The sequence below is a fragment of the Clostridium frigoris genome, from assembly GCF_018861865.1.
GTDB classification, from domain to species: Bacteria; Bacillota; Clostridia; order Clostridiales; family Clostridiaceae; genus Clostridium_AD; species Clostridium_AD frigoris.
Map to the genome: position 1 here is coordinate 139,887 of NZ_JAHLDV010000005.1, position 16,629 is coordinate 156,515.

At 30.2% G+C, this 16,629-nt stretch carries 15 protein-coding genes and 1 rRNA gene; 8 read left to right on the plus strand and 8 right to left on the minus strand.

The genetic code is table 11. From position 1 onward, the window contains the following. Positions 1 to 112: 112 nt before the first annotated feature. The 8 genes from rsmG to rpmH all read right to left on the minus strand — a co-directional run bounded on the left by rsmG (position 113) and on the right by rpmH (position 6,335). Positions 113 to 832, minus strand: a complete 720-nt coding sequence (gene rsmG, locus KPL37_RS04290; RefSeq protein WP_216146178.1) for a 16S rRNA (guanine(527)-N(7))-methyltransferase RsmG — start codon at positions 830 to 832, stop codon at positions 113 to 115. A 20-nt stretch (positions 833 to 852) separates the two neighbouring features. Then, positions 853 to 2,754 carry a tRNA uridine-5-carboxymethylaminomethyl(34) synthesis enzyme MnmG gene (gene mnmG / locus KPL37_RS04295; RefSeq protein WP_216146179.1) on the minus strand — a complete coding sequence of 634 codons (1,902 nt, stop codon included), beginning with the start codon at positions 2,752 to 2,754 and terminating at the stop codon, positions 853 to 855. 8 nt (positions 2,755 to 2,762) lie between these two features. Next, positions 2,763 to 4,139 (minus strand): tRNA uridine-5-carboxymethylaminomethyl(34) synthesis GTPase MnmE, encoded by a 1,377-nt coding sequence (mnmE, locus tag KPL37_RS04300; RefSeq protein WP_216146180.1) that lies wholly within the window; start codon positions 4,137 to 4,139, stop codon positions 2,763 to 2,765. A gap of 70 nt (positions 4,140 to 4,209) precedes the next feature. Further along, positions 4,210 to 4,836: an RNA-binding cell elongation regulator Jag/EloR gene (jag, locus tag KPL37_RS04305; RefSeq protein ID WP_216146181.1), complete on the minus strand. Its 627-nt coding sequence runs from the start codon at positions 4,834 to 4,836 to the stop codon at positions 4,210 to 4,212. Between the two features lie 52 nt (positions 4,837 to 4,888). Continuing rightward, a complete protein-coding gene (yidC, locus tag KPL37_RS04310) occupies positions 4,889 to 5,575 on the minus strand; it encodes a membrane protein insertase YidC (protein WP_425514021.1) in 687 nt (228 codons plus the stop codon). A 20-nt stretch (positions 5,576 to 5,595) separates the two neighbouring features. Next, positions 5,596 to 5,805 carry a membrane protein insertion efficiency factor YidD gene (yidD, locus tag KPL37_RS04315; RefSeq protein ID WP_216146182.1) on the minus strand — a complete coding sequence of 70 codons (210 nt, stop codon included), beginning with the start codon at positions 5,803 to 5,805 and terminating at the stop codon, positions 5,596 to 5,598. Beyond that, on the minus strand, positions 5,777 to 6,148 hold the full coding sequence (rnpA, locus tag KPL37_RS04320; RefSeq protein WP_216146183.1) for a ribonuclease P protein component: 372 nt from the start codon (positions 6,146 to 6,148) through the stop codon (positions 5,777 to 5,779). The genes yidD and rnpA overlap by 29 nt, the downstream gene beginning before the upstream one ends. 52 nt (positions 6,149 to 6,200) lie before the next feature. Then, positions 6,201 to 6,335: a 50S ribosomal protein L34 gene (rpmH, locus tag KPL37_RS04325; protein ID WP_071614800.1), complete on the minus strand. Its 135-nt coding sequence runs from the start codon at positions 6,333 to 6,335 to the stop codon at positions 6,201 to 6,203. Between the two features lie 541 nt (positions 6,336 to 6,876). Between rpmH and dnaA the strand changes: the two genes are divergently transcribed. From dnaA to KPL37_RS04365, 8 genes are all read left to right on the plus strand, one after another. After that, positions 6,877 to 8,229, plus strand: coding sequence for a chromosomal replication initiator protein DnaA (gene dnaA / locus KPL37_RS04330; RefSeq protein WP_216146184.1), 1,353 nt, complete (start codon positions 6,877 to 6,879; stop codon positions 8,227 to 8,229). Positions 8,230 to 8,499: 270 nt separating this feature from the next. Continuing rightward, positions 8,500 to 9,609, plus strand: a complete 1,110-nt coding sequence (dnaN, locus tag KPL37_RS04335) for a DNA polymerase III subunit beta (protein ID WP_216146185.1) — start codon at positions 8,500 to 8,502, stop codon at positions 9,607 to 9,609. 44 nt (positions 9,610 to 9,653) lie between these two features. After that, positions 9,654 to 9,860, plus strand: coding sequence for an RNA-binding S4 domain-containing protein (locus KPL37_RS04340; protein WP_216146186.1), 207 nt, complete (start codon positions 9,654 to 9,656; stop codon positions 9,858 to 9,860). 186 nt (positions 9,861 to 10,046) lie between these two features. Next, positions 10,047 to 11,138 (plus strand): DNA replication/repair protein RecF, encoded by a 1,092-nt coding sequence (recF, locus tag KPL37_RS04345; RefSeq protein ID WP_216146187.1) that lies wholly within the window; start codon positions 10,047 to 10,049, stop codon positions 11,136 to 11,138. Positions 11,139 to 11,175: 37 nt separating this feature from the next. Further along, positions 11,176 to 11,439: an extracellular matrix regulator RemB gene (gene remB, locus KPL37_RS04350; RefSeq protein ID WP_216146188.1), complete on the plus strand. Its 264-nt coding sequence runs from the start codon at positions 11,176 to 11,178 to the stop codon at positions 11,437 to 11,439. A gap of 20 nt (positions 11,440 to 11,459) precedes the next feature. Further along, positions 11,460 to 13,364 (plus strand): DNA topoisomerase (ATP-hydrolyzing) subunit B, encoded by a 1,905-nt coding sequence (gene gyrB, locus KPL37_RS04355; protein WP_216146189.1) that lies wholly within the window; start codon positions 11,460 to 11,462, stop codon positions 13,362 to 13,364. 90 nt (positions 13,365 to 13,454) lie between these two features. Beyond that, positions 13,455 to 16,028 carry a DNA gyrase subunit A gene (gene gyrA / locus KPL37_RS04360; protein ID WP_216146190.1) on the plus strand — a complete coding sequence of 858 codons (2,574 nt, stop codon included), beginning with the start codon at positions 13,455 to 13,457 and terminating at the stop codon, positions 16,026 to 16,028. Positions 16,029 to 16,568: 540 nt separating this feature from the next. Then, positions 16,569 to 16,629 (plus strand): 16S ribosomal RNA (locus KPL37_RS04365); the annotation flags it as partial.

Here is a 16,629-nt window from a genome sequence, read left to right on the forward strand (position 1 = left end):
TTTCCTTCTTTTTTTTTATTCTTTATTACGACAAATTATACCATTAATCATCACTTTCAGTGCTGTAATCATCACTTTCAGTGCCTTTAAACAACCCATATCTAAAACACGACTAAAATAAAGGGAGTTTAGCAACCATCCCAGCTTTCCTAGGATACTTTTTATGAGTTTTTGAAATCTTTTTGATTATTACTAGATTATGCTTTAAATCACTGCCCTCAATTTGTACCTTTTCTATATGTTCTATTTGTCCACCAAGCATCCTAATTGCATTCTTTGACGCCTTAATTTCCTCTTCAACCGCAGGGCCCTTCATTGCTACAAAATACCCTCCAACCTTTACATATGGTATACAATATTCACTTAAAACAGTTAAATTAGCAACAGCTCTTGACACTGCCACATCAAATTTTTCTCGATACTGTTTTTCCTGCGCAAAATCCTCTGCCCTACCATGAATTGCTTTAATATTTTTTAGATCAAGTCGTTTAATCACTTCATCTAAAAAAATAATTCTCTTGTTAAGTGAATCAAGTAAAACTATATTAACTTCAGGCTTTATTATTTTCATAGGAATACCTGGGAACCCTCCTCCAGTACCTATATCTATAACATTTTTAGCATTCTTTAACTGATCAAACTTAAAAACCTTCATAGAATCAATAAAATGTTTTTGAACTATTGCTTCATCTTCTTTTATAGCCGTCAAATTTATTTTCTCGTTCCATTCCTTTATAAGGTCTTTATATAACATAAATTGATCATATTTTTTCTGATTAAATTTAAGTCCCTCATTATTACTAGCTTCATTTAATATATCAAAGTACTCCATATTTCACCGCCATATAATTTTTATAATTTATTTTTATTTTCGGAATTAAGAATCCTTCTTTGTTGCTCAAGATATATCATTAGAACAGACATATCTGCAGGAGATACTCCTGATATTCTAGAAGCTTGACCTATACTTTCAGGTTTAACTTTACCTAACTTTTGCATAGCTTCTATCCTTAAACCTTTTATCTTGTCATAATTTATATCTTTAGATATACTTTTACTTTCAAACTTTCTAAATTGCTTAATTTGGTCTAATTGTTTTTGGATATACCCCTCATATTTTGATACAATATTAACTTGCTCACATATATATTTATTTAATATAGGTCTATCTACATCTAATTTTTCAACCATGTAATAATCAAGTTCGGGCCTTTTTATAAGTTCATATAAACTAATAGGTTTTTTTAGTGGTGTAGAGTTACAAGAAATTAAAAATTCCTCGATCTCCTTTTTATTTGTAATTTGCAAATTTTTAATTCTTTCGATTTCCTCTTCTATTTGCATCTTCTTTTTTGTAAAAATTTCATATCTATGTTCGTCAACTAACCCTATACTATGTCCTATTTCTGTTAACCTTAAATCAGCATTATCTTGTCTTAATAATAATCTATACTCAGCTCTTGAGGTCATCATTCTATATGGTTCATTAGTTCCCTTAGTTACTAAATCATCAATTAGAACTCCTATATAACCATCAGATCTTTTTAATATTAACGGCTCTTTATTTTTAGTAAGAAGTGCTGCATTGATACCTGCAATAATCCCTTGAGATGCGGCTTCTTCATATCCCGAACTACCATTTATTTGACCCGCTGAAAATAGTCCACTAATGTCTTTAAATTCTAGTGATAGTTTTAAATCTAGCGAATCTATGCAGTCATATTCTATTGCATAAGCAGTTCTCATAATTTCTACATTTTCAAGTCCTGGTACTGTTTTTAACATTTTCACCTGTATTTCCTCGGGAAGTGAGCTAGACATACCTTGAACATACATCTCCTCTGTATTCTCACCTTCAGGCTCAATAAATATTTGATGTCTCTCCTTGTCTTTAAACCTCATTACTTTATCTTCAATAGATGGACAGTATCTAGGACCTGTACTCTTAATTGAACCATTATATAATGGTGACCTCATTATGTTTTTTCTAATTATATTATGAGTATCTTCATTTGTGTAAGTTAAGTAACAACATAGCTGATTTCGACCTATGTCATCACTAATAAAAGAAAATGGAACTACCTCAGTATCACCTAATTGCTCCTCCATCTTAGAAAAATCAACCGAGCGTCTATTTACTCTAGATGGAGTTCCTGTTTTAAATCGCCTGAGGGTTATTCCTAATTCACATAATGATTTAGAAAGTTCATTAGCAGGCTGTAGTCCACTAGGTCCCTCACTATAACTAAGATCTCCAATTATAACCTTTGATTTAAGATATACTCCAGAAGCTATAACAATAGCCTTCGTAGTAAAGTACGCCTCGTTTTTTGTAAGTACACCTATAACTTTTCCATCTTCTACATCTATAGATACAACCTCTAATTGTCTTAATTGCAAATTTTCTTGCTTCTCTATTACATGTTTCATTCTCTGAGCGTATGCCTTTTTATCCGCTTGGGCTCTTAATGAGAACACAGCTGGTCCTTTAGATGTGTTTAGCATTCTTGATTGAATATATGTATTATCAATGTTTACTCCCATCTCACCACCAAGTGCATCTATTTCCCTCACTAAATGGCCTTTAGCAGTTCCCCCAATATTTGGATTACAAGGCATCAAAGCCACACTCTCTAAATTTATAGCACAAATTAAAGTTTTACACCCCATTCTTGCCGCTGCAAGGGCTGCCTCACAGCCTGCGTGACCAGCCCCAATAACTATAACATCAAAATTTCCTGCATTATATTTCATATTTATCCCTACTTTCCTAAGCAAAATTCAGCAAATATCTTATGTATTATATCCTCATCTAGTGCCTCGCCAGTAATTTCACCTAAATTCATCCATGCATTTCGTATATCGATTGAAGCTAAATCTATAGCTGAAGTATACTCTAAAGCATTTAATGATGCTTCTAAATTTTCCTTAGCCCGTATTAAAGACTGCTTATGTCTGTTATTTGTAACGAATACTCCTTCTGTTTTAATTTCACCATTAAAAAATAGATCTTTTATATTTTTTTTAAGGTCATCTAAACCCGCACCTGTTTTTATTGAAATATTAGTAATATATTTAGATTTTAAGTTTTTTAATTCGCTTATCTCTATTTTACCACCTAAATCACTTTTATTTAATAGTACAATGTATTTTTTTTCTTTAATATATTCAATTATTTCTATATCCTCACGACTAATCTTCGAACTTGAATCCAATATTAATATAACTAAGTCCGCCTCATCTATTTTTTCTTTGGATGTTTCTACTCCTATTTTTTCAACTATATCATCAGTTTCACGAATTCCAGCAGTATCTACTATTTTAACCGGTATGCCCTCGATACTTATATACTCTTCTATGGCATCCCTTGTTGTACCTGGTACATCTGTAACTATAGCTCTTTTTTCTTTTACAAGAGCATTGAGCAGTGACGATTTCCCTACATTAGGTTTTCCAACGATAACGGTACTTAAACCTTCTCTTAAAATTTTCCCCTCATCAGCAGTACTCAGTAGCATATCTATCTCACTTTTTATAAGAGTAACTTCTTCGCGTACTTCCTTTGCAGTTACATCTTCAATATCCTCTTCTGGGTAATCAACTGTAACTTCTATATGTGCAATTACACTAAGTAATTTAGCTCGAACGTTTTTTATTTCCCTGGAAATTGACCCTTCTGATTGCATAAGTGCTGATTTCATGCTAAGTTCTGTCTTTGCACGTATTATATCCATAACTGCTTCTGCTTGACTTAAGTCAATTCTACCATTTAAAAATGCTCTTTTAGTAAATTCTCCTGGCTCTGCTATCCTTGCGCCCCCGTGAATAACCTCTTGTAGAATTCTATTGGTCCCTACTATTCCACCATGACAATTTATTTCAATAGTATCCTCTGATGTAAAACTTTTCGGTCCTTTCATATATGAAATAATAACCTCATCAAGTCTAATTCCATTTTTATCAATAATATGACCATATCTCATAGTGTAAGATTTGAAATCATTGAGTTTTCTATTATTTTTACCTATAAATATACTATCCACTATATTTATAGCCTTATCACCAGATACTCTAATTATGGATATACCACCCTCTCCTATGCTAGTTGATATTGCAGCTATAGTATCAAATTCTTTCATTAAACGTATCCTCCTAATTTTATAAATATTTATTATATTCTTTAGTTTTACAAATTTAAAAAGAAAGCCCTTAGGCTTTCTTTAAATCAACTACAACTCTTCTATAAGGTTCTTCACCTTCACTAAATGTATAAATATATGTATCATTTTGAAGCGAGGAGTGTATTATTCTTCTTTCATAAGGGTTCATAGGTTCAAGTTTTAATACCCTACCACTCACCCTAACCTTATAAGCAATTTTCGATGCAAGTCTTTTTAAAGTTTCTTCTCTTTTTGCTCTATAATTTTCAGTATCTAATAACACTCTTTTATACTCTTCATCATGGTTTTTATTTACAACTAAACTTACAAGGTATTGAATGGCATCTAAAGTTTCACCTCTATATCCTATTAATAGTCCCATATTAGGTCCAATTAAATCAATGTGAATTTCATTGTTTTCATCTTTAAGCTTAATTTCTGCTTTCATATTCATAGACTGTAGTACTTCCATTAAAAATGTTTCAGCTTCCTTTAAACTATCCCTTTTAACTGTAACTCTAATTTTAGCAGGTTTTACACCTATGATATTTAAAAATCCCTTACTTCCCTCGTCTATCGTTTCAACTTTTACTTTATCTCTTGAGACTTTTAATTCTTCTAGCGCTTTACTAATAGCATCCTCAACGTTTTTCCCCATCATTTCTATAATCTTCATATCGTACTACACCCGCCTTTCTTAATGTAAAAATTAGGCACTTGTGTTAAACTTATTTTTTATTAACTACTAGTTCATCTGTTTTTTTATTTAATTCAATTTTATTTATAACTACAGTTTGAATTATTTGTATCACATTATTTATAACCCAATATAATACCAATGTACCTGCAAACTTAAGACTCATGAATCCCATGAAAATAGCCATTCCAGTGTTCATTGTTGAAGTTTGTTTGGATTGAGCACCATCTGTTGACGGCGGCTGCATAAGTTTTGATGAAAAATATGTTGTAACAGTAGATAATATTGGTAATATATATATCGGATCACTTTTTGTTAAATCTTGCATCCATAAAAAACCGGCACCATGCATATTTAAGTTTTGAAACACATAATATAACGAAAATAAAATAGGCATCTGAACAAGCATTGGCAAACAACCACCCATTGGATTTACTCCATTTTCCTTATAAAGTTTCATTACTTCTTGCTGAGCCTTTTGTGGGTCACTTTTATATTTAGCTTGAACCTTTTTCATTTCTGGTTGAATTGCACCCATTTTAGCGGTTGATCTTAGTTGTTTAACACTTAAAGGCAACAATATTAACCTTACAATAATTGTGAAAATAATTATTGCGAGTCCGTATGATAAATCATTATTTGGTATAATTGTGTGAATTCCACCATTTACTATATAAAAGAATTTTGTAAGTGGGACCGTTAAAAAATTCAAATTCAAATTCAAAACCTCCTGAGCGTTTATTTAACTGGATCAAAGCCGCCCTTATTATAAGGATGACATCTGAGTATTCTCTTTATTCCCATAAATAATCCTTTTATTGCTCCGTACTTTTCAATAGCTTCTAAAGTATACTGAGAACATGTAGGATAGAATATACAACAAGGCCTCTTAAGGGGTGATATATATTTTCTATAACATCTAATGCCCAGTATAAGTATTTTTTTCATTATTAATTAAACCAGCTTTCTTAAGTAGTTTAGTCAAAGCACTCTCTATTTCTTTATAATTTTTAGAATTAGAAGGGTTCCTTGCAATAAATACTAAATCATATCCTGTCTTTAATCCTTCATTATTAAGCCTATAGCTTTCACTTATTAATCTTTTTACTCTACCGCGAATTACGCTGTTTCCTACCTTTTTACTGACAGATATTCCACATCTATTAAGTTCTTTACTATTTTTATAAATATATAATACCAATAATAGGTTAGAAAAAGATTTACCTCTTCTATATACTGTTCTAAATTCAGTATTCTTTCTAATTCTGTACTTCTTAACATTAATCTTCATATTAGCCGCCCTCTTTTCCGCAAATTGCAGAAAAAGGCCACATTAGCGGCCTTTATGCTGTCAATCTTTTTCTACCTTTTTGTCTTCTTTTCTGAAGAATATTTCTGCCAGAAGCGGTTTTCATTCTCTTTCTGAATCCGTGCTCTTTTTTTCTTTGTCTTTTTTTCGGTTGGTAAGTCATGAACATATCTGCTACACCCCCTTATTTAACCATAACATTATAGCAACCATCTTCCAATCGCATATTTATGGTTTTACTATTAGATTATATAGTCACATAAGCAGATTGTCAAGATAAGCATTTTTATTAATATTGTTAATATTTTTTATATTTATATGTTTTTTTGTGGATAACTTCTTGAACACCTTGTTATTTTTTGATATTATATAAGAAAGACCTGTGCATAACCTGCTTTTTAATAAAGTTATTCACAACTTGTGGACAAAACTGTGAATAACTACTACAATATTGTCTTAAACTTCTTTTTACTTATATACTTTTTACTATATTACTGGATTTATTCTTTATTTAATCTGTTAATAACTTTTTTTATATATTGTTAACAATTTATTTCTAAGTAAATATATAAACATAGTTATTAACATGTTTATATTTTTAAAACTATTTATCAACAGCTTACAATATATTATTTTATTGTTTATAACTCTGTTTATATATTGTTTGTTTTTACATAAAAATTTTTTTTATTTGAACTGGAGGGTAGGAAATGAGCACCCAAATTAAAGATATCTGGGAAAAAACCTTAAGTATAATAAAAGGTGAACTTACAGAAGTTAGTTTTAATACTTGGATTAAAAGTATAGAACCTATGGCCTTAGATAATAATACATTTAAATTAGGTGTTCCTAATAATTTTACTAAAGATATTCTTGAAAATAGATATAAGGATTTAATAATGAACGCCGTTAAATTACTTACTTCTAAAACATATACGATAGAATTCTTTATATTATCAGAAGAAGTCGCCGAAATTGAAACACCTAAATCAAAACGAGAATCCGAAAGACATAATCTCATTGTTAATGATGAAATGTCTGCAACACTAAACCCCAAATACACCTTTGATTCTTTTGTCATTGGTAATAGTAATAGGTTTGCCCACGCTGCATCTCTCGCTGTAGCCGAATCACCAGCTAAAGCATATAACCCACTATTTATTTATGGTGGAGTTGGACTTGGAAAAACACATTTAATGCATGCTATTGGTCATTATATATTAGCAAATAATCCAAAATCTAAAGTTGTTTACGTTTCTTCTGAAAAATTTACAAACGAACTTATCAATTCTATTAAAGACGACAAAAATGTAGAATTTAGAAACAAATACAGAAACGTAGACGTACTTTTGATTGATGATATTCAATTTATTGCAGGTAAAGAACGTACACAAGAAGAATTTTTTCATACATTCAATGATCTTCATGAAGCAAACAAACAAATTATTCTATCTAGTGATAGACCTCCAAAAGAGATTCCTACTCTAGAAGATCGATTGAGATCAAGATTCGAATGGGGACTTATAGCCGATATACAACCACCAGATTTTGAGACTAGAATTGCTATTTTGAAGAAGAAAGCAGATGTAGAAAGCTTAGACATACCAAATGAAGTACTTGTTTATATTGCAACCAAAATAAAATCAAATATAAGAGAATTAGAAGGTGCACTTATTAGAATAGTAGCATTCTCTTCACTAACTAATAAAGAAATTGGAATAGATTTGGCATCAGAAGCGCTTAAGGATATTATTTCTAGCAGAAATTCCAAACAAGTAACCATTGAACTGATACAAGATATCGTTTCTAGTTATTTTAATCTAAAAATTGAGGATTTTAAATCTTCAAGGCGAACTAGAAATATAACTTTTCCAAGACAAATCGCAATGTATTTATGTAGAAAGCTTACAGATATGTCTTTACCTAAAATAGGTGAAGAGTTTGGAGGTCGTGATCATACAACTGTAATCCATGCATGTGAAAAAATATCAAATGGTCTTAAGGTTGATGAGAATCTACAAGATAATATAGCAGAATTAACTAAAAAGATAAGTCAAAAATAATATATATCATGTTACTAACAACTGTTAATACTATTTATATATAGTCCTGTGCATAAAATATTACATAAAACATGACTGTTAATATTGTGGATAACTGTGATTTTTTTTGCATACTTATCCACAATTAGTTCTACCAATCTTCGTTACGTAGTAAGGCCTAAAGTAGGTTTTTAACATATCAACAGCCCCTACTACTATTACTACTATAATTAATTATTATCTTACCTATCTTTTATCAATTTCCCATGTGGATAAGGAGGTCTTTTTTTTATGAAATTTATATGTGAAAAATCAATGTTACAAGAAGCAATTTCAAATGTTCAAAAAGCAATTACTGGAAAATCAACAATGCCTGTATTACAAGGAATATTACTAGATGCTAGAAACGGAGAAGTAACACTTATAGGATCTGATATTGATTTGAGTATTGAAGCTAAAATAAATGCTGATATTATAGAAGATGGTAGCGTTGTTCTAGATTCTAAGCTTTTTGGTGAAATTATAAGAAAGTTACCTAATAGCGCAGTAGAAATAAGTTCTGATGAGAACAATTCTATTAAAATAGTTTGTCAAAAATCTTATGCAACTATAATACACATGGATAGTGAAGATTATCCTAGTTTACCTGATATAATTGAAAATATGGTTTTTTCAATATCTCAAAGATTATTAAAAAATATGATGAAGGGAACTATTTTCGCGGTTGCTCAAGATGAAACTAGACCAATTCTTACAGGAGTCTTGTTTGAAATTAAAAATAAAAAACTTAATTTAGTAGCACTGGATGGATATAGAGTTGCATTTAGAAGTGAACCAGTAGATAATGACTCTAGTATAAATGCTGTAATTCCAGGTAAGACATTAAGTGAAGTATCAAAAATACTAGAAGAAACAGATGAAGTAGTAAATATAACATTCACACCAAATCATATTTTGTTTAATCTTGGGAAAACTAAGGTTATATCAAGGTTACTAGAAGGTGAATTTATAAAATATAGCTCAATAATACCAGAAGAATATAATTTAAAAATCACAGCTAAAAGATCTGAATTACTAAGTTGTATAGAAAGAGCTTCACTTATGGCAAAAGAGGGAAACACTAATTTGGTTAAATTTAATATAGAAGAAGATAACATGATAATCACTTCTAATTCTCAATTGGGAAAGGCTCGGGAAGAAATAAATATAATTTTGCAAGGAGAGCCTCTTCAAATTGCATTTAACTCAAAATACTTAATTGAGCTACTAAAAATAATGGATGAGGAAGAAATTGTTATGGAGTTTTCTAGTGGTGTTAATCCTTGCGTTGTAAGAAACAAAGAAAAAGATAATTGCACATACATGGTATTACCAGTAAGAATAAGAGCAACAAATAATTAAATGGATATATCTAAAAAATAATTTAATAAAAAGGCGGTTTTAAAATGAATGAAATACAAGTAGATACAGGTATAATAAAATTAGATGCTTTTCTAAAATGGGCTGGAATAGCATCACAAGGATCAGAAGCAAAATTTTATATAAAAAATGAGGAAGTTAAACTCAATGGTGTGATAGAAACTCAAAGGGGTAAAAAATTAGTTAAAGGTGATATAATTGAATTTAACAATGAGTCTTACAAAATAGTTTAATATTCAGCTACGTAAGAGATGATTTAACAAAAAAAGGTTACTAACCATAAAAAAGTACACCGGAAAATTATAAAATAATATCCGGTGCACAATTTATGTCTAAAATAAAGAAAAACATACGAATTTATTTATACATATAAAATAATAAAATTATATATATATGTTATAATCTTAATAGGTGATTATATGCATGTAAAATATTTACAACTCAAAGATTTTAGAAATTATAATGAATTAGTTATAGAATTAAATAAAGGTACTAATGTATTTGTAGGAGATAATGCTCAAGGAAAAACAAATATTTTAGAGGCAATTTATTATTGCAGTTTAGCTAAATCCCATAGAACAAATAGAGATAAGGAATTAATAAACTGGAATGGTACAGAAGCATATATAAAAATTTATGTATGTAAAACAAGACTCGATAAAAAAATAGAAATAAAAATTTTTAAAGAAGGTAAAAAAGGCGTTAATATAAATTCTATAAAAGTTCAAAAATTATCTGAGCTCGTAGGTAGTTTTAATGTGATTATGTTTTCTCCAGAAGATTTAAATATAGTTAAAGAATCTCCATCATACAGACGTAAATTTTTAGATATTGAATTGTGTAAGCTAAGCCGTAGGTATTATTATAATTTAGCTCAATATAAAAAAATTTTAAATGAGAGAAACTTAGCTATAAAAAAGTGGAATACAAATAGTGACATTATAGATGTATATGATAGACAACTTAGTGAATTTGGTGCAGTAATAATAAAAGATAGAATAGCTTATATAGAAAAATTAAATAGATTATCAAAAAAAATACATAGCAATATAACATCTAAAAGTGAAGTAATTGAAATTAAATATCTAACTCCAATTAAAGAATTAGATAATATACAAGAGAGCTTCTATTTACTTTTATGTAAAAATAGAAAAAGAGACATAGAAACTAGAACTACATCAGTAGGTCCACATAGAGATGATTTTTCTATACAGTTAAATGGTATTGATGCTAGAATATTTGGATCTCAAGGGCAGCAAAGAACTTCGGTTTTAACCATTAAATTTGGAGCACTTGAAATAATAAAAGAGCTTACTGGAGAATATCCAGTATTGTTACTTGATGATGTTTTGTCTGAATTGGATACAAAAAGGCAAGAATATATATTAAATTCTATAAAAGAAGTTCAAACGTTAATTACATGCACTGGGGTTAATAATATAAGAAAATATTTAAATTCTGAAAGTAAGATATTTGAAGTTATGTCAGGCGGAGTAAAAGAAATTACATAGATTCAAATAATACAATTAATTATGGAGGAGGTATGGTATGTTTTTGCATTTAGGAGAAAATGTAGTCGTTCCTATAAAAGATATTATAGGTATATTTGATATGGAAACTACTATGTATAGCTCAGATACTATCCAATTTTTAAGAATGGCTGAAGAAGATGGTTTTGTAGAGAGAATAACAAAAAACATCGCAAAATCTTTTGTTATTGCTGAGGTGGATAAAAAAAGTAAAATATATTTATCACCAATATCATCGCAAACTTTATGCAAGAGAACAGAAACTGTATATTATGAACTTTAGAGTAATTTAGGAGGATATACATGGAAATAAATAATGTTTATGACGAGAGTCAAATACAAGTACTTGAAGGATTAGAAGCTGTAAGGAAAAGACCTGGTATGTATATAGGTAGCACTAGTATTCGAGGGCTTCATCATTTAGTTTATGAAATCGTAGATAATAGTATAGATGAGGCATTAGCAGGCTTTTGTAAGAATATAAATGTGATTATACACCAAGATAATTCTATAACTGTTATAGATGATGGTCGTGGTATGCCAGTAGGAATACATCATAAAATGAAAATTCCTACTGTTGAAGTTATAATGACAGTACTTCATGCAGGTGGAAAATTTGGTGGTGGAGCATATAAAGTATCAGGTGGCCTTCATGGTGTTGGATCATCTGTAGTTAATGCATTATCTGTTGTTTGTGAAGTAGAAGTTAAAAAAGATGGTCATATATGGAAACAGACTTTTTCTAAAGGAAAGACTACAAGTACACTTGTAGATATAGGAACAACTACTGAACATGGAACAAAAGTTTTCTTTACTCCAGATCCAGAAATTTTTGAAGAAATTGATTTTGATTTTGAAACACTATCACAAAGATTAAGAGAATTAGCTTTTTTAAATAAGGGATTAAGAATAACTCTAACAGACGAGCGCGATGGTAAGAATCACGAATTTTTGTATGAGGGTGGAATAAAATCCTTTGTAGATTATTTAAATAGAAATAAGGGAACTATTCATGAGACCATATACATGGAAGGAAGCAAAGATGAGTATGTTGTTGAAATAGCACTTCAATACAACGATACATACACAGAAAACATATTTTCTTTTGCTAATAATATAGATACGGTAGAGGGTGGAACACACCTAGTTGGTTTCAAGACTGCGTTAACAAGAGTAGTAAATGATTATGCTAAAAAATTTGGGTTTTTAAAAGATAATGATAAGAATTTATCTGGAGAAGATGTTCGTGAAGGACTTACAGCAGTTATATCTATAAAGCTTACTGATCCTCAATTTGAAGGTCAAACAAAGACTAAACTTGGGAATAGTGAAGTAAGGGGTATAGTTGACAGTATAGTTGGCGAGGCAATAAGTAATGTTCTAGAAGAAGATCCTCAACTCGGTAAAAGTATAATAGATAAAGGATTAAATGCAGCAAGGGCAAGAGAGGCTGCAAAAAAAGCAAGAGAATTTACAAGACGTAAATCAATACTCGAAAGTACTACTCTTCCAGGAAAATTATCTGATTGTGCATCAAAAGATCCTATGGAATGTGAGATATATTTGGTCGAAGGTGATTCAGCCGGTGGTTCAGCTAAACAAGGTAGAGATAGAAAATTCCAAGCTATACTTCCTCTTAAAGGAAAAATAATGAATGTTGAAAAACAAAGAATTGATAAAATGCTTGCTTCACTTGAAATTAGGGCTATGATAACTGCTTTTGGTGCTGGTATTGGAAAAGATTTTGATATAACCAAAATACGGTATGATCGTATTATTATTATGACAGATGCAGATGTAGATGGGGCCCATATTAGGACTTTATTACTAACATTTTTCTATAGATACATGAAGGATTTAGTAGAACAAGGGCATGTATATGTTGCTCAACCTCCACTATTTAAAGTTTCTAAAGGTAAGAAAGAGCATTATGTATATACTGAAAAGGAGCTTGAGCAGACACTTGCGGAATTCGGTGGAAAAGATAGTAACACTGATATACAAAGATATAAAGGTCTTGGGGAAATGAATCCAAGCCAACTTTGGGATACAACAATGAACCCTGAAGAGAGAACTTTGCTTAAGGTTCATGTAGCAGATGCAATGGCGGCAGATGAGATATTTACTATTCTCATGGGTGATAAAGTAGAGCCACGTCGAGAATTTATACAAGAAAATGCTAAAAGTGTACTTAACCTAGATATTTAGTTTAACATCTACTAAAGTAGATGAATCTGCTATGTAGATGTATCTACTTTAGTAAATTAGCATTAAAATATTTTTTTAAAGAGGTGTAACATGGTTAATAATCAGGGGAGAATTTTACCTGTTGATTTAAGAGATGAAATGAAAAAATCATATATAGATTATGCTATGAGTGTTATTGTAAGCCGTGCGCTTCCAGATGTGCGTGATGGGCTTAAACCTGTTCATAGAAGAATATTATTTTCTATGCATGAACTAGGACTAACACCAGAAAAAGGATATAGAAAGTGTGCAAGAATTGTAGGAGATGTTTTAGGTAAGTATCATCCACATGGTGATACTGCGGTATATGGAGCACTCGTTAGAATGGCTCAAGACTTTTCCCAAAGATGTACTTTAGTTGATGGTCATGGTAATTTTGGTTCTGTAGATGGTGATGGTGCAGCTGCAATGAGATATACAGAAGCTAAAATGAGCAAAATTACAATTCAGATGCTACGAGATATTAATAAGGATACAGTAGATTTCGTTCCTAATTTTGATGGAGAAGAAAAAGAACCATCGGTTCTTCCATCAAGATTCCCTAATCTTTTAGTTAATGGATCAACAGGAATTGCAGTAGGAATGGCAACCAATATACCTCCACATAATTTAATAGAAGTTATAGATGGAGTACTTATGGTTATTGAAGACTCTGAAGTTACTATAAGTGACTTAATGACCAAAATTAAAGGGCCGGATTTTCCAACAGGTGGAATAATACTTGGAAGAGCAGGAATAAAAAGTGCTTACGAAACAGGAAGAGGAAGAATACTTGTTAGGGCAAAAACAGACATTGAAGAGAATAAAGGTAGAAATACAATAATAGTAACAGAGTTACCTTACCAAGTTAATAAAGCAAAACTTATAGAAGGTATAGCAGATTTAGTAAAAGATAAAAGAATAGATGGAATATCAGACTTAAGAGATGAATCAGATAGAGAAGGTATGAGAATTGTTATAGAATTAAAAAGAGATGCAAATCCTAACATAGTATTAAATAGGTTATTTAAACATACTAGGATGCAAGATACTTTTGGAGTTATAATGATAGCTCTTGTAAATAACGAACCTCAAACTTTAAATCTAAAACAAATTCTAGTTTGTTATTTAGAACATCAAAAAGAAGTAATAAGAAGAAGAACTCAATTTGATCTTGATAAAGCATTAGCAAGAGCCCATATTTTAGAAGGACTTAAGATTGCGCTAGATCATATTGACGAAGTAATTCGTTTAATAAGAGCATCAAAAACAATTAGTGAGGCTAAAGAAAGTTTAATGGTTGCATTTAATTTATCTGAAAAACAAGCTACAGCTATTGTTGAAATGAGACTTGGAAGACTCACAGGCCTTGAAAGAGGTAAAGTTGAAGATGAGTATAATGAATTAATGAAAACAGTAAATTATTTAAAAGGAATTTTAGCAGATGAATTAGTATTATTAAACATAATTAAGGATGAACTAATAGAAGTTAGAAATAAATATGGGGATACTAGAAGATCATCAATAGAAAAAAACCCATATAGCTTAGATGAGGAAGATTTAATTCAAGAGCAAGATATTGTAATAACGCTTACTCATGCAGGATATATTAAGAGGCTACCAGCTGATACTTATAGCTCTCAAAAAAGAGGGGGTAGAGGTATACAGGGTGTTACTACAAAAGAAGATGATTTCGTAGAACATATCTTTATAACTACTACTCATAATAATATTTTATTCTTCACAAATAAGGGAAAATCATTTAAATTAAAAGCATATGAAATTCCAGAAGGTGGAAGAACTGCCAAGGGAACAAATTTAATAAACATTATACCACTAGCCAGTGACGAGAAAATTCAAGCTGTTATATGCCTTAAAGAATTTGCGCAGGATAATTATCTTGTAATGGGAACAAAATATGGTTTAATTAAGAAGACATCATTAGATAAATACTCAGCTATTAGGAAAAATGGTTTAAATGCAATAAACTTAAGAGAAGATGATGAATTAATTGGTGCTGCAATAGCCAATGGAGATAGCGAAATGCTGTTTGTTACGAGAAATGGTTATTCTATAAGGTTTAGTGAAAAAGATGTAAGAGGTATGGGTAGAACTGCAACTGGGGTTAAGTCATTAACCTTAAGAGAAGGGGATATTGTAGTATCTATGAATATAGTAACACCTGAAGAAGAACTTTTAGTTATAAGTGAAAATGGATTTGGAAAGAGAACTTTAGTTTCTGAATACTCACTTCAACATAGAGGTGGTAAGGGAGTAATAACTTATAAGGTATCAGAAAAAACAGGAAAACTCGTCGGTGCAAGAATAGTAAAAGATGGGGATGAAATGATACTTATAAACAGTAATGGTATTGTTATAAGGTTAAATGTAGCTGGTATATCAACTACAAGTAGGAATACTATGGGAGTTACTTTAATGAAGAATGGAGAGGGAGATAACATTGTAGCTATTGCTAAAATAAATAGTAGTGATGTAATTCAAACTGATGAGGATTCTTCTGAAGAGGAAACTAATTCTGAAAAACTTCAAGAAGATTCTTCAAAGGTTGAGATAGAAGGAACTTCTGCTAATGAGGAACCTGATTTATGTGTAGTAGATAATACAACCGATAAAACAGAAGAATAAATTTTTAAAGTACTTATTTGAATATATTTCAAATAAGTATTTTTTATTGTAAAAATAACTAACCTAGTGTATCTTAATGCTTAATTTGGAGAAATAAAGAGATATATAAAGAAAAAACAGTGTAATCTATAGAGAATAAGAACTTTTGTAAATATAATATCGAATAGATTTGATATAATATATTTTGTTGTTACAAATTATTAGTAACAACGTATTAAGGTTAAGAGTTAAATATTTTTTTAAACTTAAAATAATATTTTAAATAATAAAAAAATATGTTGACAACTTAAACAATAACATATAAAATAATAGAAGTCGTCATATGATGACAAAGTAAATTGGTCTTTGAAAATTAAACAGAGAAATAGGTAAAGAAATGAAATAATATTTTATTTTAACCAGTCAATTACTTTAGTAAAAGTAATATTTTAGTCGTAAGACTAAAAAGTATGTAATGAGCTTGCGAAGCAACCTAACGGTTGATTAACCGACTTAACAGTTGGCGCAGATTAATTATTTCAACAAAAAAGTGTAAACTTTTAAATTGAGAGTTTGATCCTGGCTCAGGACGAACGCTGGCGGCGTGCCTAACACATGCAAG

What these genes read in the sequence shown, in the direction of transcription:
- recF (WP_216146187.1), top strand. Translation starts at nt 10,047, where the DNA reads ATGCATGTAAAATATTTACAACTCAAAGATTTTAGAAATTATAATGAA.
- gyrA (WP_216146190.1), top strand. Translation starts at nt 13,455, where the DNA reads ATGGTTAATAATCAGGGGAGAATTTTACCTGTTGATTTAAGAGATGAA.
- dnaA (WP_216146184.1), top strand. Translation starts at nt 6,877, where the DNA reads ATGAGCACCCAAATTAAAGATATCTGGGAAAAAACCTTAAGTATAATA.
- rsmG (WP_216146178.1), bottom strand. Translation starts at nt 832, where the DNA reads ATGGAGTACTTTGATATATTAAATGAAGCTAGTAATAATGAGGGACTT.
- rpmH (WP_071614800.1), bottom strand. Translation starts at nt 6,335, where the DNA reads ATGTTCATGACTTACCAACCGAAAAAAAGACAAAGAAAAAAAGAGCAC.
- mnmG (WP_216146179.1), bottom strand. Translation starts at nt 2,754, where the DNA reads ATGAAATATAATGCAGGAAATTTTGATGTTATAGTTATTGGGGCTGGT.
- yidD (WP_216146182.1), bottom strand. Translation starts at nt 5,805, where the DNA reads ATGAAAAAAATACTTATACTGGGCATTAGATGTTATAGAAAATATATA.
- rnpA (WP_216146183.1), bottom strand. Translation starts at nt 6,148, where the DNA reads ATGAAGATTAATGTTAAGAAGTACAGAATTAGAAAGAATACTGAATTT.
- KPL37_RS04340 (WP_216146186.1), top strand. Translation starts at nt 9,654, where the DNA reads ATGAATGAAATACAAGTAGATACAGGTATAATAAAATTAGATGCTTTT.
- dnaN (WP_216146185.1), top strand. Translation starts at nt 8,500, where the DNA reads ATGAAATTTATATGTGAAAAATCAATGTTACAAGAAGCAATTTCAAAT.
- mnmE (WP_216146180.1), bottom strand. Translation starts at nt 4,139, where the DNA reads ATGAAAGAATTTGATACTATAGCTGCAATATCAACTAGCATAGGAGAG.
- jag (WP_216146181.1), bottom strand. Translation starts at nt 4,836, where the DNA reads ATGAAGATTATAGAAATGATGGGGAAAAACGTTGAGGATGCTATTAGT.
- remB (WP_216146188.1), top strand. Translation starts at nt 11,176, where the DNA reads ATGTTTTTGCATTTAGGAGAAAATGTAGTCGTTCCTATAAAAGATATT.
- gyrB (WP_216146189.1), top strand. Translation starts at nt 11,460, where the DNA reads ATGGAAATAAATAATGTTTATGACGAGAGTCAAATACAAGTACTTGAA.